Source organism: Salipiger sp. PrR003, from assembly GCF_010500785.1.
GTDB classification, from domain to species: Bacteria; Pseudomonadota; Alphaproteobacteria; order Rhodobacterales; family Rhodobacteraceae; genus Salipiger; species Salipiger pacificus_A.
On sequence record NZ_JAAGOV010000120.1, the window covers coordinates 46,300 to 67,051 of the forward strand.

16 protein-coding genes are annotated in these 20,752 nt (G+C 69.7%); 6 read left to right on the plus strand and 10 right to left on the minus strand.

Translation table 11 applies throughout. The features are described 5' to 3' along the window. Positions 1-7 precede the first annotated feature (7 nt). The 4 genes from G0D83_RS31010 to G0D83_RS31025 are packed head-to-tail and all read right to left on the minus strand — an operon-like array spanning position 8 to position 4,306. Positions 8-967: a glycosyltransferase family 2 protein gene (locus tag G0D83_RS31010; protein WP_164198563.1), complete on the minus strand. Its 960-nt coding sequence runs from the start codon at positions 965-967 to the stop codon at positions 8-10. Continuing rightward, a complete protein-coding gene (locus G0D83_RS31015) occupies positions 964-2,178 on the minus strand; it encodes a glycosyltransferase (RefSeq protein WP_164198564.1) in 1,215 nt (404 codons plus the stop codon). Before G0D83_RS31015 ends, G0D83_RS31010 begins: the two co-directional genes overlap by 4 nt. Further along, the gene (locus G0D83_RS31020; RefSeq protein WP_164198565.1) at positions 2,175-3,170 is read right to left on the minus strand and encodes an NAD(P)-dependent oxidoreductase; all 996 of its coding nucleotides are present in this window, start codon (positions 3,168-3,170) and stop codon (positions 2,175-2,177) included. The genes G0D83_RS31015 and G0D83_RS31020 overlap by 4 nt, the downstream gene beginning before the upstream one ends. A gap of 8 nt (positions 3,171-3,178) precedes the next feature. Further along, entirely contained in the window at positions 3,179-4,306 is a 1,128-nt protein-coding gene (locus G0D83_RS31025) for a Gfo/Idh/MocA family protein (protein ID WP_164198566.1), read from the minus strand. 339 nt (positions 4,307-4,645) lie between these two features. Between G0D83_RS31025 and G0D83_RS31030 the strand changes: the two genes are divergently transcribed. Then, positions 4,646-5,410: a WecB/TagA/CpsF family glycosyltransferase gene (locus G0D83_RS31030; protein WP_164198567.1), complete on the plus strand. Its 765-nt coding sequence runs from the start codon at positions 4,646-4,648 to the stop codon at positions 5,408-5,410. Here G0D83_RS31030 and G0D83_RS31035 read toward each other — a convergent pair. The 5 genes from G0D83_RS31035 to G0D83_RS31055 form a co-directional block, all read right to left on the minus strand. Next, positions 5,407-6,180 (minus strand): SDR family oxidoreductase, encoded by a 774-nt coding sequence (locus tag G0D83_RS31035; RefSeq protein ID WP_164198568.1) that lies wholly within the window; start codon positions 6,178-6,180, stop codon positions 5,407-5,409. The two genes, G0D83_RS31030 and G0D83_RS31035, sit on opposite strands and share 4 nt — an antisense overlap. Beyond that, positions 6,177-7,742, minus strand: coding sequence for a GMC family oxidoreductase (locus tag G0D83_RS31040; protein WP_203595708.1), 1,566 nt, complete (start codon positions 7,740-7,742; stop codon positions 6,177-6,179). The genes G0D83_RS31035 and G0D83_RS31040 overlap by 4 nt, the downstream gene beginning before the upstream one ends. Then, a complete protein-coding gene (locus tag G0D83_RS31045) occupies positions 7,739-9,787 on the minus strand; it encodes an acyltransferase family protein (protein ID WP_203595700.1) in 2,049 nt (682 codons plus the stop codon). The genes G0D83_RS31040 and G0D83_RS31045 overlap by 4 nt, the downstream gene beginning before the upstream one ends. 230 nt (positions 9,788-10,017) lie before the next feature. Beyond that, complete coding sequence (locus tag G0D83_RS31050) at positions 10,018-11,343, minus strand: glycosyltransferase family 4 protein (protein WP_164198570.1); 1,326 nt, start codon at positions 11,341-11,343, stop codon at positions 10,018-10,020. 19 nt (positions 11,344-11,362) lie between these two features. Continuing rightward, positions 11,363-12,757: a hypothetical protein gene (locus tag G0D83_RS31055; RefSeq protein WP_164198571.1), complete on the minus strand. Its 1,395-nt coding sequence runs from the start codon at positions 12,755-12,757 to the stop codon at positions 11,363-11,365. A gap of 303 nt (positions 12,758-13,060) precedes the next feature. Here G0D83_RS31055 and G0D83_RS31060 point away from each other — a divergent pair, with 303 nt between their 5' ends. The 5 genes from G0D83_RS31060 (at position 13,061) to G0D83_RS31080 (ending at position 19,864) form a co-directional block, all read left to right on the plus strand. Continuing rightward, positions 13,061-14,284 (plus strand): glycosyltransferase family 4 protein, encoded by a 1,224-nt coding sequence (locus G0D83_RS31060; protein ID WP_164198572.1) that lies wholly within the window; start codon positions 13,061-13,063, stop codon positions 14,282-14,284. 121 nt (positions 14,285-14,405) lie between these two features. Continuing rightward, on the plus strand, positions 14,406-17,213 hold the full coding sequence (locus G0D83_RS31065) for a molybdopterin oxidoreductase family protein (RefSeq protein ID WP_164198573.1): 2,808 nt from the start codon (positions 14,406-14,408) through the stop codon (positions 17,211-17,213). Between the two features lie 77 nt (positions 17,214-17,290). Next, the gene (locus G0D83_RS31070; protein WP_164198574.1) at positions 17,291-18,040 is read left to right on the plus strand and encodes a 4Fe-4S dicluster domain-containing protein; all 750 of its coding nucleotides are present in this window, start codon (positions 17,291-17,293) and stop codon (positions 18,038-18,040) included. A 1-nt stretch (position 18,041) separates the two neighbouring features. Next, the gene (locus G0D83_RS31075) at positions 18,042-18,908 is read left to right on the plus strand and encodes a DmsC/YnfH family molybdoenzyme membrane anchor subunit (protein WP_164198575.1); all 867 of its coding nucleotides are present in this window, start codon (positions 18,042-18,044) and stop codon (positions 18,906-18,908) included. Between the two features lie 5 nt (positions 18,909-18,913). Beyond that, positions 18,914-19,864 (plus strand): ester cyclase, encoded by a 951-nt coding sequence (locus G0D83_RS31080; RefSeq protein WP_164198576.1) that lies wholly within the window; start codon positions 18,914-18,916, stop codon positions 19,862-19,864. Between the two features lie 7 nt (positions 19,865-19,871). Here the strand turns inward: G0D83_RS31080 and G0D83_RS31085 are convergent, their stop codons facing one another. Next, positions 19,872-20,495, minus strand: coding sequence for a DUF1523 family protein (locus tag G0D83_RS31085; RefSeq protein WP_164198577.1), 624 nt, complete (start codon positions 20,493-20,495; stop codon positions 19,872-19,874). Between the last annotated feature and the right edge of the window lie 257 nt (positions 20,496-20,752).

Sequence of the window (20,752 nt, forward strand, 5' to 3'; positions counted from 1 at the left end):
GGGCTCCTTACTTGTACTCGATCAGGCGCATGGGCGCCTGTCTCAGTCGGCGCCAGTGGAAGGTGGCCATGCCGATGAGGTTGGGAAATTTGGACAGGGTGAGCAGCAGCGCATGGCGGCGCGCCTCGGGGGCTGGCAGCCCCTCGCGGCGCAGGCCCTGCGCCGTGCGCATCCAGTTGAGCGGGTAGGCGGCCAGCGCTGCCAGGGCGAGCGGCCAGAAAAGGGCGGCACCGAGAAGGATCGAGAGCGGCAGCAGCAGTGCATAGACCAGCGCGCGCTTGCGCTCGGTGGTGAAGCAGTCAGGGTGCAAATGGCCGACCTGCGCGAAGCCATGGCCGGTGCGCACGGCGCGTTTCCACCATTGACCGAAGTGCAGCATGGCGGCGTCGTGGCGGGTCATTTCCTGCGGGAGCCGTTCCAGCGTCCAGCCGGCCTTGCGCAGGCGGGTGCAGACCTCGTCGTCCTCGGCGGCAATCACCCTGGGGTCGAAACCGCCGACCTCGATGAAGGCTTCGGCGCGGAGCATCATGTCGCCGCCGCAGGTTTGGATTTCACCGGCGGGCCGGTGCCATTCGACGTCGCAGATCTGGTTGTAGAGGCTGGCGTCGCGGTGGATCTCCGCGCGCCAGCCGGTGACGAGCCCGGTCTTCGGGTGCGCGCGCATATGGGCGCGGGCGCTGTCGAGCCAGCCGGGCACCAGGGCGCAGTCACCGTCGATGAACTGCACGAGCTGCGGATCGTCGAGCGCCGCGAAACCCGCGTTGCGGGCGCGGGCGGCGGTGAAGGGGGTGCTCAGGTCCAGATCCACCACTTTCGCCCCGGCGTCGCGCGCCGCGGCGAGACTGCCGTCGGTGGAGCCGCTGTCGACATAGACCACCTGCCGCGCCTGTCCCATCACCGAGGCCAGCGCGGCGACCAGCCGGGTGCCCTCGTTGCGGCCGATGAGAACGACGTCGACGGCGGTCATGCGCGAGGCTCGGTTGCACAGAAGAGGGCGGAGAGCTTTGCCGCCTCGGTCTTCGCGGTAAACTCGGCCTCGACTTTGGCGCGGCCTGCGGCGCCCATGCTGCGGCGCAGGTCCGGGTCGGCGAGCAGGGCGTCCAGTGCCGCGGTCAGCGCCTCAGCCTCGCCCGGCGGCACCAGCAGGCCGCTGACGCCGTGATCGACCAGCTCGGGCACCCCGGCGATGCGGGTGGTCACCACCGGCACCTGCGCGGCCATCGCCTCCATCAACACCACGGGCACGCCCTCGGCGAAGCTCGGCAGGACGAAGACGTCGGCCTCGGTCAGCGCTTCGGCGACCTCGGCCTGCGAGCGGTAGCCGAGGAACTCGGTGCGCGCGGCGATGCCCAGCTCGGCCGCCATGGCCTCCAGCACCGCGCGCTCGGGTCCGTCACCGATGAGCCTCAGGCGCAGCTCCGGGTGTCGCGGAGCGAGTGCCGACAGTGCGCGCAGCAGGACCGGCACGCCCTTCACCCCGGCAAGACGGCCGGTGAAGAGCAGGGTCTGCCCTTCGTGCCGCGAGGGCGCGTAGCGCGTGGGTTCGATGCCGCAGTGGATGATTTTTAGCTTGTCCCAGTCCGCCCGGCCCGCGAAACACATGAGCTGCGCGCGGCAGAAGGCGCTGATGCAGGCGACAAAGCGGGCCCGGCGGGTCTTTTCGTCGATGCGCCAGTGCTGCGGCTCGAAGAAGATGTCAGGCCCGTGGATGGTGAAGCTGAAAGGGATGCCCGACAGCTCCGAGGCCAGCATGGCGACGGTGCAGGACGCCTTGGCGATGTGGTTGTGCAAATGCTGCACGCCGGCGTTCTCCAGCGCCTCGGCCAGCACCCCGGCTTCGGCAAAGTAGATCAGGTTGAAGGCGCGCCCCTTGAGTCCCTTCGGTGCGCTGCGCCAGGCGAGTGTCAGCGCGCGCAGGTAGCGGCGGGGTCGGCGCATCCCCCGGGCTTGGGCACGCAGCAGCCGCAGCGGCGACCGGCAGGCATCCAGCACCTTTAAGGTCCGCGCGTGTTCGGCGCGCTGCTCGGGGCCGACGAGATGCTCGGGGCCCGTGGTGCGGATCGAGCAGGTCAGCACCTCGTGGCCGAGCTCGCGCAGGGCGGCGACCTCGCGCTGGATGAAGGTGTCCGAGGCGCGGGGGTATTCACCGGTAAGATAGGCGAGCTTGGGCAGGCTCATTCGCGGCTCTCCTGCAGGGCGCGGGCCATGAGCGCGTCGAAGCGGTCCTGCGGCAGCGAGCCGAGCGCCGCGACGAGCCCCTTGTCGGGGTAGTGCAGCGGCATCATCCGTGCCTTGAGCACCGGCACGCGCAGCAGGCCGGGCAGGCGCGAGGCCAGCGGCGCCAGCAGCCTCGCGGCCAGCATCCAGAGCGGCCAGGGCAGCGGCAGCACCGCTTTCGGCCAGCCCGACGCGGCATGGGCCCGCAGGAAGCGGGTGCGGTCGGGACGGTCGGGGTCGATGACATTGACCGCGCGCAGTCCTTCGGGGCGGCGCAGGGCGGCCTGCAGCAGGCGCTTCGCCACATGCGAGACATGGGCGAGTGGCAGCTCTCCCTTGGTGCCGACGCGGATCAGCAGCGGGCCGAGCGTTGGGCCAAGATGGGCATTCCACGTGCGTCCCGCACCGAATATGACGCCCGGCCGAAGGATCCAGAGCGGCAGGTCAGCGGCGCGGCAGAGCGCTTCCTGCGCGAGCTTTCCGGCGACATATGGGTCGCGGGCGGTGGCGCTGGTTTCGAGCGGGGTCCGTTCGGTGACGTCGGCTCCGGGGGAGAGCCGGGCCGTGTCGTAGACGCCGATCGAGCTGACCAGCACGAGGTGCAGCGGCAGCCCTTCGAGCGCGGCAAGCAGGTGGCGGGTGCCGTCCACGGTGGCCGCGGTGACAGCAGCCTCGTCGGAGCCGAGATGCGCCGCGGCATGGATCACCGCCGAACAGCCCCGGGCCGCCTCGCGCAGGCGCGGGATGCAGGCGGGGTCCGCGAGATCGGCCTCGATCCAGCTTATGCCCTTGCCTTGAGCGCCCTCTTCCGGCGCGGCGGAGCGGCGGAGCGCGATGACCTGCAGCCGCTGCGCGCGGGCCTCGGCAAGCACCGCGCGGCCGAGGAAGCCGGTGGCGCCGGTCAGCAGGATGCGGGTTTGGCCGGTCCCGTCGTCGATCGCTGCGTCGGTCATTTTTCCAGTCACTTCGCCCATGGCATGGGCTCCATGGGATCGCAGCGGGTGGTCATCACCTGCGGGCCGCTGTCCTCGCCGGCGTTCTGGATCGCCAGCGTGACCTCGGTCAGGTGCAAGGCAAACTCCGACGACAGGCGGCAGGGGCGGCGCTCGCGCAGGGACTCCAGCATTTCGGCCGGGCCGAGCATGAAGTTCATCGCAGCGGCGCCCCAGCGTTTCACCTTGGGATGGGTTGGGTGAGGCAGCCGGAGGCGGCTGGGGAAGGGGCTCTCGATCAGCCGCCGGCGCAGCGTGCGGCGCCTTGCGAAGCGCACCTTGGCATCGTTGTCCCAGGAGGCCTCGCAGCTCAGCACGCCCTTGTCGCCGAAGATGCGGATGCCATGGCCGTGGCTGGCGACGATCGAGCAGGTGAGCCGGGTGACCGGTCCGTTCTCGAAGAAAAGCGTGGCAACCGAGAGGTCCGGGGCGGAAGCTGTCAGCCCGGGCTTGTCCGGCAGCACTTCGGCCGAGGCGGCGACCACCTTGCGGACGGTGCCGAACCACGAGATCAGCCAGGTGAGGTAATAGCCCGCATGTTCCAGCGTGCAGCCGGTTGCGAACTCGTCCTCATAGGGCCAGGGCGCGCCGGTCTCGCTGTGCCAGCGGGTGTAGGGCGCCTGGGGGATGAAGCCGTCGTCGAGCTCGGCGTAGATCGCGCGGGGCGTGCCTGCGGTGCCGTGGCGCAGCGCGTGCCCCAGCGTCTGCGCCGCCTCGCCCAGTACCGAGCAGGGGGCGGAGGCGAGCAGCAGGCCCTTTTCGAAGGCCAGCGCGTGCAGCGCCTTGGCCTGCCCAACTTCCATGGCGAGAGGTTTCTCGCAATAGACGTGGTGCCCCGCCTCGAGCAGCCGGAGGTTCAGCGCGTAGTGCTCGGCGGGGTTCGTCAGGTTGAGCACCACGCAGCCCTGGGGCAGGCCAGCGATGAACGCCTCGAGATCGGGCTCGGCACGCAGCTGCCAATGGCCGCAGAAACGCGACAGGCGGGCGGCGTCGCGGTCGTGGACGGCGTGGACGGCGATGCCCTGCATCGCCTGCAGCGAGCGCAGGTAGAGATCGGCGACGAACCCGCAGCCAAGCAGGGCGATCGTGCCGGTCATCGGAGGCCCGTACCGCAGCGGAGCGCGCTGCAGGCGCGCGCGGCGCGAGGGAGGCGGAGGGCGTTCATCGGGGTACCTGACTACGGGTCGTGCAAAAACTGGATGCGCATTTCGGGAGGCGCCTCCGGGACGCCATTCAGCAGAGAACTTTGACCGAATTTCGGCGCTGCGCAGGTCTCTTCGGCGCATTGCTTGGATCGCGGTGCATTTGTCTCGCGACTGCGGCACGGCGGCCACGGTCATGGGCAAATCGCTCCGGCCTGCTAGGATCGCCCGGGGCCATGCGCCACATTCCCCGACGGGGCGAAATAAGGATGTCGCGCGCCGATGTATCCGCGCATGGAATTTCGGGTTGGCGGCCAGCGCGTCGCCATCAGCGTGCCCACCTGGGCCGCGTTGCAGGCACGTGTGACCGAGCGACTCGCCCAGAGGCAAGGCTTTGCGCTGGCAACCATCAACCTCGACCATCTGGTCAAACTGAGCCGCTCGGCGAAGTTCCGGGCCGCCTACGCGGCGCAGGATCTTGTCGTCGCCGATGGCAATCCCATCGTCTGGCTCTCGCGGCTCGCAGGACGACCGGTAGAGCTGATTCCCGGCTCCGACGCGATCCTGCCGCTGGCGCGCATTGCGGCGAAGCAAGGCATCGGCGTGGCGCTGGTCGGCAGCACGCCTGCGGCGCTGTCGCGGGCGCGCAGTTACCTCGAACGCGAGGTCCGCGACCTGAGCGTGGTGTGCCTGATCGCTCCGCCCATGGGCTTCGATCCCGAGGGGGCCGAGGCGCTGCCGGTTTTCGACGAGATCACCGCCTCCGGGGCGGGGCTGTGCTTTGTCGCGCTCGGCGCCCCCAAGCAGGAGATATTTGCCGCGGTCGGGCGCAAGCTGGCGCCGAACGTGGGCTTTGCCGGGATCGGCGCGGGGCTGGATTTCCTTGCCGGTACCCAGCAGCGCGCGCCGGCATGGACGCGCAAGCTGGCGCTGGAATGGCTGTGGCGCGCGGCGAACAGCCCGGGGCGGCTGGGACTGCGCTACCTGCGCTGCCTGTCGATCCTGCCGGCGCAATCGGCGCGGGCGCTGCTCCTACGTTTCTTCACGCTTCGCCCCTAGGGTGAGATCCGCCGTGGTCTGCGTCGGCGCATCATCAGCAGGTTCTTGAGCCTGCCCTTCAGGCCAAGCTGCGGCAGGATCTCCCGGTCCATCTCGAATGTCGCCCCGGTGAGCGCCGGATCGGCATCGAGCGCCAGCGCCACGCCCCACCGTGCGGCCCGTTCGGGCGGTACCCCGTCCGGAATACCCATCTGCGTGCGCAGCATTCCCGGCATCCAGTCGGTGATGACGATCTCGGGGAAGCGGTCCGACAGATCCGCGATCAGCGCGCGGGTGAAGATCCGCGCGGCGCCCTTCGAGACGGAATAAGCGGACGAGGCGGGCAGAGGCGCCAGGTCGGCGAAGGTGGCGACGTTGAGAATGCGCCCGTGCCCGTCCTCGACCATCCCATCGAGCGCGGCGCGGCAGCAGGCGACGGTGCCGCCGAGGTTGGTGGCGACGGTCCGCAGGAAGCTTTCGGCGCTCTCGTCGAGGATGTCGCGGCGCGGGTAGGTCGCGGCGTTGTTGATCAGAAGCGCGATGCGCCCGTGCTCGGCCCTTATGCGCGCGAAAGTCTCGGCGACCTCCTGCGGCGCGGCGACATCGGTGGGGTAGAGGTGGAAGCGCCCCGGCTCGGCCTTGGCGCGGGTCTCTTCCAGGGCGGCGCGGCGGCGGCCGAGACCGGCGACGGTGAAGCCGCGTTTCGTCAGCTCGATCGCCATGGCGCGGCCAAGGCCGGAGCCCGCGCCGGTGACGACGGCGATGCCGCTCGCGGGGGTGAGCTGGATCATCTGCGCTCCTTGAGGATGGAATCGGCCACGCGCAGGGCATTGGCGGCGATGGTCAGGCTGGGGTTCACCCCCATCGAACTTGGCATGAAGGACGCATCCGCCACCCGCAAGTTGCGCAGCCCGTGGGCGCGGCAGTCCGGGTCGAGCACCGAGCTCCGGGGGTCGATGCCGAACCGCAGCGTGCCCGAGGGGTGGCCGAAATTCAGCTCGGGGGCGCGGCCGAGAAACATGCGGCGCTGGCCCCTCAGGGCGCGCGAGATCGCCTTGCGGAAGGCACGGCGGCGCTGCAGCAGCTCGGGATGCAGCGTGTAGTCGACCGACAGCCGGTGTGGCTGCGCCGGGTCGTAGGTGACGCGGTTTTCGGGGTAGGGCAGATCCTCGAGCAGGCCGACGAAGATCTGCGCATGGCCGAAGAGCTTTGCCGCAGCGGCGGCGGGCAGGCGGGTGAGCTGCGCCAAGCCTGGCAGGTGGCGCAGGCGCGATCGGGCCAGCATGCGATTGAGGTAAAAGGTGATCTCGCCATAGGATGCGCGGATGCCCATGGCCTGCACCGTGCCCATGCGGGTCCCTTCCGCGTGGTAGAGATCGCGCAGCGAGATCGCCTTGGTTGCGCCGAGATCGGGCGTCCCGCGCGGCGGCCAGAGCGCGAACATCTCGTTGAGGTGGAACATCAGGTTGCGGCCGACGAGACCAGAGCCGTTGGCGTCGCCCTCCGGCCAGGCGTCGCAGGCCGAGGCGAGCAGCAGGCGCGGCGAGTTGAGCGCCCCGGCGGCAAGCACGTAGGTTGCGGCGCGGAACACATGGGTCTCGCCGTCGCGGCGGACCTCGACACCCTCTACTTTATCCTCACGGCCGAGCAGCCGGGTTGCCTCGGCGCGGTCGAGCAGCATCGCGTTGCCGGTGGCCAGCGCGGGCTCCACCCCGGCAGAGCGCCCGTCCATCTTGCAGGTCCGGGGGCACTTGCTGCCGAGGCAGTTGAGGCAGTCCGGCGTGTGGTCGATGGCCGTGTGGGCGTGGTAGGGGTGCAGGCCGTTCGCCTCGAGCGCCTGCATCAGCGCGGTTTCGGTGGCGGTGAGCGGTGGCGGGCTGCGCAGGGGCGGCGCGGGCTCGGGCGAGAGCGGGTCGGGTGTGCCGTGAATGCGGTAGAGCTCGGCGGCGCGGTCGTACCAAGGGCGCAGCGCGTCATAGCCCACCGGCCAGCCACCCGCGGGATGGGGCAGGCCGGGCAGCTCGTCGAGATCGTGCCGCTCGGGCCGCTCGAGCGTGGCGGCGTAGAAGACCGAGGAGCCGCCCGGCCCGGCGCCGAGCGGGGCGTAGAAGGAGCTCTCGATCCCGTTTACCCGTGCGTGCATCGGCTCGGGCCAGAGCCCGCGCGCCAGTCGGGCCTCGGGCACGAAGACCTCTGAAAGCCCATTGCGCGCGGCGCGCTGACCCGCGGGGCCGCGTTCGAGGAAAAGCACCTTTTGCCCGGCCTCGGCCAGCGCCCGGCCGATCGTGCCGCCGCCGATGCCCGTGCCGATGACGATGACATCCCAGCAGGTGTCGCTCAGCGGATGGGTCACAGGCCGGCCACCTTGGTGCCGAAGATCGGGACGAAGAGGTCGCGCAGCGCGCGGGCGGCGGTGTTGGTGATGTGGTTGTTGTCGAAATACCAGCCTTCGGATCCCTGCAGCGCGTGGCATGCCTCGGCATCGCAGAACGGCGGCCAGCTGTCGATGAAGCTGATCTCGCCCGTCTCGGCCATGGCGCGCCATGGCGCCTCGGCCTCGGTCACCCGCTGCGCGAGAGGGCCGCGCGGCATGTCGGGGTTGGTGACCGGCACCGGGGCCAGTGGCCAGCCGGCGTGGGCGGCTTCGCGCGCGGCACGGCGGCTGTCGTAGTTGGCGATCTCGGGAGGCTGGCGCAGGGCGATGACCTCGGCCCCATCGGCGCGCAGCTCGGCGACGGTGGCGCGGGCGGCCTCGGCAACGATCTGCGACTGCGGCGCGTCGGCCGGTGTCGGCGCGTCGGTGGGGAAGAGCTGGATGGTGTTGCCCGCGTCAAGCCCGACGCCCGCGCCATGAGCGTAATAGGTCCAGCGCCCGATCAGGGCGATGCGCTGCAGGTCGGTCATGGCCGGAAGCGCCTGGCGGATCTGCAGGTTGGCCTGGGTGCAGGCGCGGTCCTGCGCGGGGGTGGCGGCGCTCTCGGTCTTGCGCAAACCGAAGAGCGGTGGACAGCCGGCGCGCCAGATGATGAGGCCGGGCACACCGGCCTCGTGGGCGGCAAGATCGAGCCCCTCCTTGAAGGCGCGGACGTGGCTATCGCCCCAGACCAGCACCTGCGGCGTGCCCTCCGGACCGATCGGGCAGGTTTCGATCCCCATCAGCGGGCCGCTCGCGGCGGTGGTGCAGCGGCTCCAGTCCTGAAGAAAGTCGGCAGAGGCGGCGATATGCGGGCGCACCATTGGGCCGAAGCGCCCCGCGAGACCGTCGCCGAGATAAAGCCAGGCGCCCACCGCCAGCGTTGCCGCCGAGGCCAGCGCCGTGCCCCCAAGGACGACGATCCCCGGCAGGCGGGCGCGGCGCATCGGGGTTTCGACGAAACGCCACGACAGCCAGGCCAGAGCCACCGAGAGCGCCATCCAGCACAGCGCTTCCACGGGGCTGGCGTAGCTGCCGCGCAGGTAGAGCGACAGGCACAGCACCGGCCAGTGCCAGAGATAGAGCGAATAGGAGATGCGCCCGAAGAACAGCGCGAACGGATGCGAGAGCGCCCGGTTCACCGGGCTGTCACCGGTGCCGCTTCCGATCAGCAGCACCGCGCCGAGCACCGGGGCAAGGGCCAGGAGACCCGGGAAGAGCGGGCCTGCCGGGATCAGCAGCACAGAGCCGAGCACCAGCGTCAGCCCGGCCCAGCTCAGCGCTGGATGTCCGCGCCAGACGCGTCCGGTCTCCAGCCCCCAGATCGCCAGCAGCACCCCCGACAGCAGCTCCCAGGCGCGGAACGGAAAGAGGAAGAAGGCCGCGTCCGGGTGGCTCGGCGTGGCGAGCACGCTGGACCCGAGCGAGCCGCCCCAGATCGCAACGAGCGCCATGAGCAGCAGGCTGCGATTGCGCGACAAGGCCACGATGAACAGCGGCAGGAAGAGGTAGAACTGCTCCTCCACCGCCAGCGACCATGTGTGCAGCAGCGGTTTCAGCTCTGCGCCGGTGTCGAAGTATCCCGACTGCCGGTAGAACAGCACGTTCGACAGATACACCGTTGCGGCGATCAGCGACTTGCCGAACTCGCGGAATTCGAAGGGCAGGAGCAATGCCGCGCTCAGCGCCGCGGTCAGCTGCGCCATGGTGAAGAAGGCCGGGGCGAGCCGGCGGAAGCGGCGCAGGTAAAAGGCCCCGAGGCGGATGCGCCCCTCGGCCTCGTACTCGCGCCAGAGGATGCCGCCGATCAGGAAGCCGGAGATGACGAAAAAGACGTCGACCCCTGTGAAGCCGCCGCCGAGCCAGGGCAGGCCGAAGTGGTAGAGCACCACCGAGAGCACCGCCACCGCCCGAAGCCCGTCGATGTCGGGGCGGTACGGCATGGGGGCAAAGGCGGGATCGCGCAGGGGGGCCGGGTCACGCATGGCCGGGGCAGCCGCTGTGGGATGGGACGCAGGGGGGCATGATCGGACCGGATCTCAACATTACGCGAACTCGATATGGAACGACCCCGACAGGGGCAGAAGCGGCCTGCGCCGAGGCGTGCGCCCTTCCTCGACTATAGGAAGGCGGGCGGCAGCATCGCAAGGCAAAGGCGGGCGCGGGAAGGGTAGCCTCGGAAGTGTTGCGAAACTGCGAGCGGTTTGGGGAAATCTCAAGTGGCCGATGCATCGCCTCCGCCCTCGCTGTCCCGCAGCAGCTGCGGCGGCGCGCCGGGCTGGCCCCGGGCGATCCAGTCGTAGACCTCGGCGATCTGCGCGGCCTTGCGCGCCCAGGTGAACTGCGCGTGAACGTGCCGCCGCGCCGCTTGCGCCATGGCGGGCAGGGGCGAGGGGTCGGCGGCGAGCCGCTCCAGTGCAGCGCCGAAAGCGGCGACGATCCCGGCGCGGTCGGTGCAGGGCAGCTTGAAGCCGGTGCCCTTGGTGACCAGCTCGGCGGGGCCGGCATAATCGACGATCATCGGCACCACGCCAAGCGCCATGGCCTCGAGCACAACGCCGCCGCCAAATTCGCGGATCGACGGGAAGCTCAGCAGGTGGCAGCGACAGAGCACATCCTGAACGGTCCGGTGATTGAGCCAGCCGTGGAAGGTGGCGCCATGGGTGACGCCAAGCGCCGTCGCCTGCGCCTCGAGGGACGCGCGCATAGGCCCGTCGCCGACCATCTCGAGCTGCAGGCGACCATCGCGGAGCAGCGGGGCGGCGGCCTCGAGGAGCATGTCCGGCCCCTTGTAAGGCACGAGCCGCCCGACGAAGGCGGCGCGCAGGGGGCCGGGCTCGGGCATCGCCCGTTTGTTGAACCGGGCGGGGTCAATGGCGTTCTCGGGCAGGTAAAGCAGCTTTTCCCGATATCGGGAGGGGATCTCGGAGGCCGTATGGCGCGAGCCGGCGAGGATTGCGCTGGCGTGGCGCAGGGTCGATTCCCGCCCTGGCAGGGCCTTGTAGGCCCCGCGCAGGTAGCTCAGCCATTCCCGCTCGCGCCGGCGCTCGGCGTCGAAGCCAGTTGGCCACGGCACACCGCCGTTTAGCGGGCCGAGCACGAAGGGCACGCCCGCGCGCGCGCAATGCCTGGCCAACGGCGAGGCGACCGTGGGGCTGAGCGGCGTAATGCGGTGCACCGCGTCCCATTCCTTCGCCCGGATCCCGGCGCCGAAACGCTGCCAGACCAAGCGCTCGAAGTAGGGGTAGCTCAGCGCGTTGATCGCCTGCACCATGGTCCAGCCCTTGCCCTCGCCCATGCGCAGCCGTTCGGCGAGCTTCCACATCGGGCGCGCAAAGGCTTCGGAATCGATGGCGGTGAAGTCCTGCCCTTCGACCATACCGGCGCGCAGGAAGGCGTCGCGGTTGCGTATCTGGGTGACGATGTGGACCTCGGCCACCGCGCGCAAAGCCGACGCCAGCGACCAGCCGACCAGCGGCACCGAGACCCATTCGGGGTTGGCGGCCTCGGCGATGGCAAGGATGCAGGGCTTGCGGCTCATGGCTGCGGACCTCCGGGGCTCAGAGGATCGATTGCCATTTTAGCGCCTCCGGGCGGTCGCGCTCGACCCGCGTCAACCGCGCCGTCTTCAACGCCTCGGCATAGCCGGTCAGTGCGCCCGCCACGAGCCAGGTCAGCGGGGTGAGCGTGGCGTTGGGCACCATGTCCGACAAGTTGATGGCCAGCAGCAGCGAGAGCGGCGCGATGAAGGGCGAGATCTCGGCCCGGTCGCGCGCGGTGCTTTCGCGCCAAAGCAGCAACAGCGGCAAAAGGATCAGCCCGAACTCGGCGAGGAAGCCGACCCAGCCGTAGACGCCGATGACGATGATCCAGCGCCCGTCGGTCACCGTCAGGATATTGCCGGTGACCGGATCGAGGATGTGGTTGCGCCCCCAGCTGCCCCAGCCAAAGACCGGCTTCTCGTAGGCGCGGTCGAGCAGCGTGTTCTCGTTCTCGAAACGGAATTCGAGCGAATAGGCGCGCTCGGGGTCGATCTTGGCGGCCTCGGCAAGGATGCGGTCCTCGGGCACCAGATGCGTGCCCTTGAGCACCGGGTAGGTGATCGCCACCAGTCCGATGAGGATTGCCACGCGGATCTGCCCCTTGCGGGTCAGAAGCAGCACCACCGGGATCAGCACCACCGCGAAGATCAGCGCGCCCAGCGATTTCGCCAGTACGAGGATCAACGTCAGCCAGAGTGCCACCAGCAGCATCTTCGTGTTGCGTTCGGTTCGCCAGAGCGCCCAGGCCGAGACCGTGGCGGTCATCAGGAAGAAGGCGACCCAGAGCCCGTGGTAGAGAAAGACCACCGGCCGGTAGCCGTCGGCGCGGATCGACTGGCCAAAGAGGTGCTGGTAGTATCCGTAGACCCAGCGGTTGAGCTGCGGCGAGAGCCGCATCTCGACCAGCATCGGCAGCGTGTAGAGCAGCCCGCCCCAGATCAGCGCCACCAGCAGATGTCTTTGCGAGCCCCCCTGCGCCAAGAACTGCCGCGCGAGCAGGAAGGGCAGGACCAGCAGTACCTGTTGCAGCACCAGCGCCACCGCGTCTTTGATCGAGAGCCCGGGCAGTCCGATCTCGCCGTAGAACACCGGCTCGGTGTTGGTCACCGCGGTCAGCGCGGGAGAGAGCACATAGGTGATCAGCAGCACCTTGCCCGGCAGCGAACGCGGCAGCAGCCCGCCCTGCAGCCCGTACCGCCAGAGGCAGAAGGCAAAGGCGGCGAGCGCCGGGATATTGTGCTTTGTCAGCGGCGGGAACATCGGCAGATCGAAAGCCGCCGGCGGCTCGGGCAGGATCAGGTAGCCCGCCAGAAGCGCGGCGATCAGAGCCCGGTCGGGCGGCAGCCGGCGGAACAGCACGACCGTGACGATCGGCCAGAGCGCCAGCATCAGAAAGGCAAGAGGGTTGGGCATGCGGTGTTGCGACCCGTGAACCAGACTACTTAGAACGAGACCCGGACGACGCCCCCTGCGCCCGGACCAGGTCTTCTAGCTACCACGGGCCGGCGGCCCTGTCGCCTGCGGAGCAGCGCGATCGCCGGGGAATCGGCAGATTTGGCACATCTGCGGCCCGCTTGCGGGGGCGCGTCTGGCGAGAAGTCTCCGGCTTGGATTAAATCGCCGTGAAACCGCAGGATTGTTCGTTTGGAGACATGTTCCTGCCCGATTGCAGGCGCAGCCTACCTCCAAGAAAGGTAGCAGGAGTATGAGTGCAGCATGGTCCGTGGCCCCCTCAAGATCGCTTACCTGAGTGATTTCTCGGCGCTCGACCGGAACCTCTATTCGGGCGGCAACGCACGCATCCACGACGCGCTGCAGGCCCATGCCGGGGAGGTGACGATCCTGCCCACCGACTGGGGCACCGCCGAGCCGATCCGCCGCGCCATCCTGTCGATGCCCGACGCGCTCAGCCTGCGCCTGCGGTGGCGCGCCCAGATGGCGCTGTCGCAGGTGGTGGCCCGCCGGATCGAGGCGGCGCTGCAGCAGGACCGGTACGACGTGCTCTTCTGCGCCTATGCCTTCCAGTCGCTGCTCAGCCTGCGGCTGCCCTACCCGATGACCGTCGCCTATACATCGGACGCCACCCACAGCATCTACCGCGCCTCCGAGATCGGCGAGGCGCATCCGGGGCTGATCCCCGGCGGACGACTCCTGGATGATTGGGTCGAACGCGCCGAGGCCGGGGTCTTCCGCCGCGCCGATCTGCTGCTCTGGCCCTCGCAATGGCTGATGGACGCCAGCGTCGCCCGCTACGAGCTGCCCGAGTGCAAGGCCCGGCTGGTGCCCTGGGGCGCAAATATCGCCCCGCCGCCACCGCTCGCGCCCCGGTCGATCTCGCGCTCCGGCACGCTGCACCTGCTGGTGGTGGGCCGCAATTGGTGGGCCAAGGGCGGCCCCGTCGCGCAGGAGGTCATGTGCCTCCTGAGGGCGCGCGGCATCGACGCCCGGCTCACGGTGATCGGCTGCGTCCCGCCGCCCGAGGCGCAGGGCCCGCACACCGAGGTCCACCCGCAGCTCGACAAGGCCGTGCCCGAGCAGGCGGCGCTCTTCGAGCAGCTCTACGCCCGTGCGCATTTTGTTGTCATGCCCAGCTTCGAGAGCTACGGCTTCGCCTTCTGCGAGGCTTCGGCCTATGGCGTGCCCTCGCTCTGCCTGCGCATCGGCGGCGTTCCAGTGCGCGACGGGATCAACGGCTTCGCCCTGCCGCCGGGCAGCGGCGCCGAGGATTTTACCGCCTGCATCCTCGCCTGTCTGGACGCGCCCGGGCGCTACGCCGCGCTGTCGCGCCGCAGCCGCGAGGAATACGAGGCACGACTGAACTGGGACGCCTGGGGCCGCTCGGTCGGCACGCTTCTGCACCAGCAGGTGGCGCAGCGCAGCCGGGTTTCCGCGCCCTGCGCGGCGCCCGAGGCGCCCTGCCAGGCGGCCCCCGCGGGCTGATCAGGCGCGGGTTCCGGCGCGCGGGCGCCGGGCCGCCCATCGCGCGGGCGTGACCGGGAAAGACCTAGCCTCACGGGGGCTTGTGGCCTAGCCTTCGGAGAAGGCACGGACGTGGACCCGAATGGCGCAGACGGAACGGCAGCACGACATCCCCGACACCCAGGTGCAGATCTCGGACGAGATCCGCAAGACGACCTGCTACATGTGCGCCTGCCGCTGCGGCATCGACGTTCACCTGAAGGATGGCACCCCCGTCTACATCGAGGGCAACCACGACCACCCGGTGAACCGCGGCGTGCTCTGCGCCAAGGGCGCGGCGGGGCTGAAGCAGGTGACCTCTCCGGCCCGGCTGCGGGCGCCGCTGCGCCGCGTGGGTCCGCGCGGATCGGGCGAGTTCGAGGAAATCAGCTGGGACGAGGCGCTGGAGACCGCCGCCGGCTGGCTGAAGCCCCTGCGCGAGACGGCCCCCGAGCAGCTCGCCTTCTTCACCGGGCGCGACCAGTCGCAGAGCCTCACCAGCTGGTGGGCGCAGCAGTTCGGCACGCCCAATTACGCCGCCCATGGTGGCTTCTGCTCGGTCAATATGGCGGCGGCGGGACTCTACACGCTCGGCGCCAGCTTTTGGGAATTTGGCACCCCCGACTGGGATCACGCCGAGCTGCTGCTGCTCTTCGGCGTGGCCGAGGACCACGACAGCAACCCGATCAAGATGGGCCTGTCCCAGCTCAAGGCGCGCGGCGCCAAGGTGGTCAGCATCAATCCGGTGCGCAGCGGCTACAGCGCCATCGCCGACGCGTGGCTCGGCATCACCCCGGGCAGCGACGGGCTGCTGGTGCTCTCGCTGGTGCACGAACTCTTGCGCGCCGGGCGGATCGACCTCGAGTTCCTCGCGCAGTTCACCAATGCCCCGGTGCTGGTCGATTGCGATCCCAAGTCACCGGAGTACGGCCTGTTCCTGAGGGGGGATGACGGCAGCCCGCTGGTCATCGATGCCCGCACGGGCCGTCCCGCACCCTGGGACGGCGAGGGGGTTGAGCCCAAGCTCACCGGCCACTTGCGCCGCGCCGGGATCAGCCACCGCACGGTGATGGAGATGATCGCCGCGCAATACATGGACCGCGCCTATGCGCCCGAGGCGGTGGCCGAACGCGTCGGCCTGCCGCCCGAGCGCATCCGCTGGCTCGCCGCCGAGATCGCCCGCGCCGCCTTCGACACGAAGCTGCAACTGGACCGCCCCTGGACCGACTTCCGCGGCCGCCAGCACAGCACCATGCCCGGCCGCCCGGTGGCGGTGCACGCCATGCGCGGCGTCTCGGCGCATTCCAACGGGTTCCAGACCTGCCGCGCCATCCACCTGTTGCAGGCGCTTCTGGGCGCGGTAGAGACCCCCGGCAGCTTCCGCTTCAAGCCGCCTTACCCCAAGCCGCCCGAGGCGCATTGCCGCCCGCATTTCCGCGCCCGCCCCGGCCAGCCGCTGGATGGCCCGCCGCTCGGCTACCCGCTCGGCCCCGAGGACCTGGCGGTGGACGCGGCAGGCGCGCCGCTGCGCATCGACAAGGCCTTCAGCTGGGAAGCGCCGCTGGCGGTGCACGGCATGATGCACATGGTCATCGCCAATGCGGTGGCGGCGGACCCGTATTCGATCGACACGCTGTTTCTATACATGTCGAACATGGCCTGGAACTCGGCGATGAACACTGCCGGCACCATGGAGATGCTGACGGCGCAGGACGAGGAGGGCAATTACCTCATTCCGCGGATCATTTACTCCGACGCCTATGCCTCGGAGATGGTCGCCTATGCGGATCTCATCTTGCCCGACACCACCTATCTCGAGCGCCACGACTGCATCTCGCTGCTCGACCGGCCGATCTCCGAGCCCGATGCCGCCGCCGATGCGATCCGCTGGCCGGTGATCGAGCCCGACCGCGACGTGCGCCCCTTCCAGTCGGTGCTTCTGGACCTCGGCGCACGGCTCGGCCTGCCCGGCATGTCCAAGGATGGTAGGCCGGTTTACCGCGATTACGCCGATTACATCACCAACCACGAGCGCCGGCCCGGCATCGGCCCGCTCGCCGGATTCCGCATGGGGCCGCACGGTTTGCAGGACGGGCGCGGCACGCCGAACGAGGCGCAACTCGACAGCTACATCGCGGCGGGCGGCACCCACGCTATCCCGGTCCCGCCGGAGGCCGCCTACTACAAGCCGTGGAACCGCGCCTACCAAGACTGGGCCGTGGCGACAGGGTTGCTCGACGCCCCGGCACCCGCGCTCGTCCAGCTCTGGTCCGAGCCTCTGCGCCGCTTCCAGCGCGCCGCCGAGGGACAGGGCGAGCGCCAGCCGCCCGAGGCGCTGCGCGACCGTCTCGCCGCGGTCATGACGCCGCTGCCGGTCTGGTACCCGCCACTGTCGGATATTCCTGAGGATGAGGAAAGCTACCCGCTGCACGCGATCACCCAGCGCCCCATGGCGATGTACCACAGCTGGGGCAGCCAGAATGTTTGGCTGCGGCAAATCCATGGGTCGAACCCGCTCTACATCCCCGGCGCCTGGTGGCGCGCGCTTGGCCTGCAGGAGGGCGATTGGGTCAGGGTCATATCTCCGCACGGCGAGATCACCGCCCCCGCCGCGCGCATGGAGGCGCAGAGCGAAAGCACCGTCTGGACCTGGAACGCCATCGGCAAGCGCAGCGGCACCTGGGGGCTCGACCCGGATGCGCCAGAGGCGAAGAAGGGGTTTCTGCTCAACCACCTGATCCCCGAGCACCTCCCTCCGCGCGCGGCGGGCGTCAGCCTCTCCAACTCCGATCCGATCACCGGCCAGGCGGCGTGGTTCGACCTTCGCGTCCGCCTCGAGAAATGCGCCGCACCGGGCGACTCCCGCCCGGCCTTCCCGCCGCTCCGCTCTCCCGTCCCGCGCCCCGCCTGAGTTTTTCTTCCAGCTCCAGATATCCCGGGGTCCGGGGCAGCGTCCCGAAACCCGCCAGCCACGAGCCAGACGCCAGAATGACCGACCTTCCCAGCCACACGGAGCGCCAGCTCGGCCTCGTCATCGATCTCGACACCTGCGTCGGCTGTCATGCCTGCGTGGTGGCCTGCAAGGGCTGGAACACCCAAAGCCAGCCGAGCCCGCTGTCGGACCAGGACCCCCATGGCGCCGCGCCTTCCGGTACCTTCCTCAATCGTGTCCACGCCTATGAGGTGATGCCGGAGTCCGGCCCGGCGCAGGTGGTGCATTTCCCGAAGTCCTGCCTGCACTGCGCTGACGCGCCCTGCGTTACCGTCTGCCCCACCGGTGCGAGCTTCAAGCGGATCGAGGACGGCATCGTGCTGGTCAACGAGGACGAGTGCATCGGCTGCGGCCTCTGCGCCTGGGCCTGCCCCTATGGCGCGCGCGAGATGGACATGGCCGAGGGGGTGATGAAGAAATGCACCCTCTGCGTCGATCGCATCTACAACGAAACCCTGCCAGAAGAGGATCGCGTGCCCGCCTGCGTGCGCACCTGCCCGGCGGGGGCGCGGCATTTCGGCGATCTGTCGGACCCGGAGAGCGCGGTCTCGCTGCTGGTCGAGGCGCGCGGCGGCATGGACCTCATGCCCGAACAGGGGACCCGCCCCGCCAACAAGTACCTGCCGCCCCGCCCGCGCGACGCCTGGCAAGACGAGGTGGACGTTCTTGCACCCTGGCTCGAGCCGGTTGCCGAGGAGCCCCGGGGCTTGCTCGGCTGGATCGACCGGACGCTGGCGAGGCTCTGAGATGCACCCGGCGCCCTCGCTCATCTTCTTCACCACGCTTTCGGGTCTCGGCTTCGGCCTTCTGGTGTGGCTCGGGATCGACCCGTCACCGCCAGAATCGCTGACCGCCCTCGCGTGGTTGGCGCTGGCCTACGCCCTGTGCCTCTCGGGCCTCGCCGCCTCGGCCACCCACCTCGAGCGCCGCGAGCGGGCGTTGAAGGCGTTCCGGCAGTGGCGCACGAGCTGGCTCTCGCGCGAGGCCTGGGCGGCGCTGGTCAGCCTGCTGCTGGGCGGCGGCTACGGACTCTCGCTGTTGCTTGGCCGGCCGCTGCTGCCACTCGGCTGGTTGACTGCCCTCGCAGCGCTCGCCACCGTCTTCTGCACCGCGATGATCTACGCGCAGCTCAAATCCGTGCCCCGCTGGCACCACCGGTCGACGCCGGCGCTCTTTCTCGCCTACGCGCTGAGTGGCGGCGCGCTGCTGTCGGGCCAAAGGTGGCCGGCGTTGGTGCTTCTGGGGCTCACCGCCGCGTTGCAAATCTGGAGCTGGATCGATGGCGACGGGCGCTTTGCTCGCAGCGGCACCACGCTGGCCAGCGCCACGGGGCTCGGCGCCGCGGGCAGCCCGAGGGCGCTGTTTCCGCCACACACCGGCAGCAACTACCTGCTGCGCGAGATGGTCTTCGTCGTCGCCCGTCGCCATCTTTTGAAGCTGCGGGCGCTGGCCGCGCTGCTCGGCTTCGTGCTGCCGGCGGCGCTGCTGCTCGCAACAGCTGTGTCGTATTTTAACTTCATCTGCCTTGCCCTGCATGTCGCGGGCGTGCTCCTCTCGCGCTGGCTCTTCTTTGCCGAGGCCGAACACGTGGTGGGCCTTTACTACGGAAGGTGACGAATGTGTCGTTTCTCGCCGGGTTCGACCCGCGCTGGCAGGACGCTGGCCAGTACCTCTCTTCCCTGACCCGCGACCTCGACGAGGGGCGGCGTCTTGACCTTCTGGGCGCGATGCTCGCGCCCGAGCTGGTCTCTCATGGCGGCAGCGGCGCGCTGATCGAGCCCGAGGTGCTGGGCGCCGAGCTGGCGGCGCGGCTCGCGGCGCTCACCGGGCCGCGTCTTCGGCTGGAAGACCGGCTCTGGCAGGCCGCGGGCGCCAACACGCTCTATGCCGCCGAGCGATTTCAGGTCACCGCCCTGCACGGCGGCAACGGGCTCTACGGGCCGCCGAGCCGCAGGCCGGTGCAGTTCGCGCAGATGTCCGAGAGGCTCTGCGTCTCGGGCCGGCTCACCGAGCAATGGGTGCTGCGCGACGAGGCGGCAATCGTGCAGCAGTTGGGGCTGACCCCGGAGGAGGGGGCGCGGCTGCGCCTCGCGGGCGGCGCGCCCGATCCGGTGGCGTCACGCTATGCTGGCGGCGGCAACGCAGATGCCTGGGGCGCGGCGCTGGCCGATCTGCTCACACGGGTGATGTCGGGCGAGGTCGCGGTTTTGGCAGCGCAGTACGATCCGGCGGCAGAGCTTTTCCTGCCCGGCGCCGAGATCGGCTGCGGCCCGCGCGAGGCCGAGGCGTTTTGGATCGGGCTGCGCGCGGCCTTCCCCTCGGCCCGTTTCGAGGTCGAGCACGCGCTTGGGGCAGAGACGCCGCTCGCGCCGCCGCGCGCCTGCATCCGCTGGCGGCTCACCGGGCGGCACGACGGGCAGGGCGCGTTCGGAGCCCCGAGCGGCGCGCTGGTCGATATCCTGGGGATGACCCATGCCGAGTTCGGCCAGGACGGGCTGCGTCGCGAATGGACGCTCTACGATGCGCCCGGGGTCTGGGTGCAAATCCTGCGCGCCACGGGCGCCTGCTGAACTCGCCTCACCTCTTTTTGCGCCCGAAGAAGCCGCGGATGCGCCCGCCCGCCTCGTCGAAATTGTCGCCCATCTCTTCCAGAGCCGGGTCGATGCGGGCGCGGCGGAAGCGCCGCCAGCGCACCCAGACCGCCCAGACGATCGCCGCGAGAAGGATCAGCACGATGATGTTGGTCCAGGGAATGATGCGTGCGTCGGGTCCGTCCACCGGCGTGATCTTCACCGCGTTGGGGTAGATCGAGAGGAACTCGTTGCGCCAGCCGTAATGTTTGATCGCCACCCATTGCGGCGCCGCCGAGCCGGAGCGCAGGTCGTTGGCCTCGGCCTGCAGGTTCGAGGTGTCGAACTTGAAGTAGGGTGGCCAGCCCCAGCTCGTGTCCTCGTTGCGGTAGACCATGACCTTGTCGTTGGACAGGCGGGTCTGGATGAAGAAGACGTCGCGCCCGCCAGTGGCGGCGGCGCTCTTGCTTCCGGCCTGGCTCCAGAACCAGCGGTTGACGCTGCCCGGCGTCTCGCGCTTCTCGTAGGTGTCGGTGATCCGCGCGATGTCGTGCTGCGGCAGCGTGTAATGCAGGAACCCCGCGACGAGCACCCAGAAGAGCACGATGAAGGTCCATTTCACGTAGCGCATGGCAAGCTCTCCTGAATGTCGCGTCGGGCCTTCCCTCAGGTGACGCCTTGGCGCGGGAAAATCAACCGCGCGATGCGGAAAACCTCGGCGGGCCAGCGCCCTGCCGCCGCTTCTTCCGGGCCCAAACGGGCCTGAGGGGCGGCATCTGCGGACGGGGGAAGAGCCCCCTCCGGCCTGTTCATTGCAGCGCGCAGACTGGCCTTGCCGCGCTGCGGCGGTGTTTCACGTGGAGCGTGACGCAGGGTCGGGATGATGCC

Coding starts and splice junctions, on each gene's coding strand:
- G0D83_RS31010 (WP_164198563.1), bottom strand. CDS start 967: ATGACCGCCGTCGACGTCGTTCTCATCGGCCGCAACGAGGGCACCCGG.
- G0D83_RS31015 (WP_164198564.1), bottom strand. CDS start 2,178: ATGAGCCTGCCCAAGCTCGCCTATCTTACCGGTGAATACCCCCGCGCC.
- G0D83_RS31020 (WP_164198565.1), bottom strand. CDS start 3,170: ATGACCGACGCAGCGATCGACGACGGGACCGGCCAAACCCGCATCCTG.
- G0D83_RS31025 (WP_164198566.1), bottom strand. CDS start 4,306: ATGACCGGCACGATCGCCCTGCTTGGCTGCGGGTTCGTCGCCGATCTC.
- G0D83_RS31030 (WP_164198567.1), top strand. CDS start 4,646: ATGGAATTTCGGGTTGGCGGCCAGCGCGTCGCCATCAGCGTGCCCACC.
- G0D83_RS31035 (WP_164198568.1), bottom strand. CDS start 6,180: ATGATCCAGCTCACCCCCGCGAGCGGCATCGCCGTCGTCACCGGCGCG.
- G0D83_RS31045 (WP_203595700.1), bottom strand. CDS start 9,787: ATGCGTGACCCGGCCCCCCTGCGCGATCCCGCCTTTGCCCCCATGCCG.
- G0D83_RS31050 (WP_164198570.1), bottom strand. CDS start 11,343: ATGAGCCGCAAGCCCTGCATCCTTGCCATCGCCGAGGCCGCCAACCCC.
- G0D83_RS31055 (WP_164198571.1), bottom strand. CDS start 12,757: ATGCCCAACCCTCTTGCCTTTCTGATGCTGGCGCTCTGGCCGATCGTC.
- G0D83_RS31060 (WP_164198572.1), top strand. CDS start 13,061: ATGGTCCGTGGCCCCCTCAAGATCGCTTACCTGAGTGATTTCTCGGCG.
- G0D83_RS31065 (WP_164198573.1), top strand. CDS start 14,406: ATGGCGCAGACGGAACGGCAGCACGACATCCCCGACACCCAGGTGCAG.
- G0D83_RS31070 (WP_164198574.1), top strand. CDS start 17,291: ATGACCGACCTTCCCAGCCACACGGAGCGCCAGCTCGGCCTCGTCATC.
- G0D83_RS31075 (WP_164198575.1), top strand. CDS start 18,042: ATGCACCCGGCGCCCTCGCTCATCTTCTTCACCACGCTTTCGGGTCTC.
- G0D83_RS31085 (WP_164198577.1), bottom strand. CDS start 20,495: ATGCGCTACGTGAAATGGACCTTCATCGTGCTCTTCTGGGTGCTCGTC.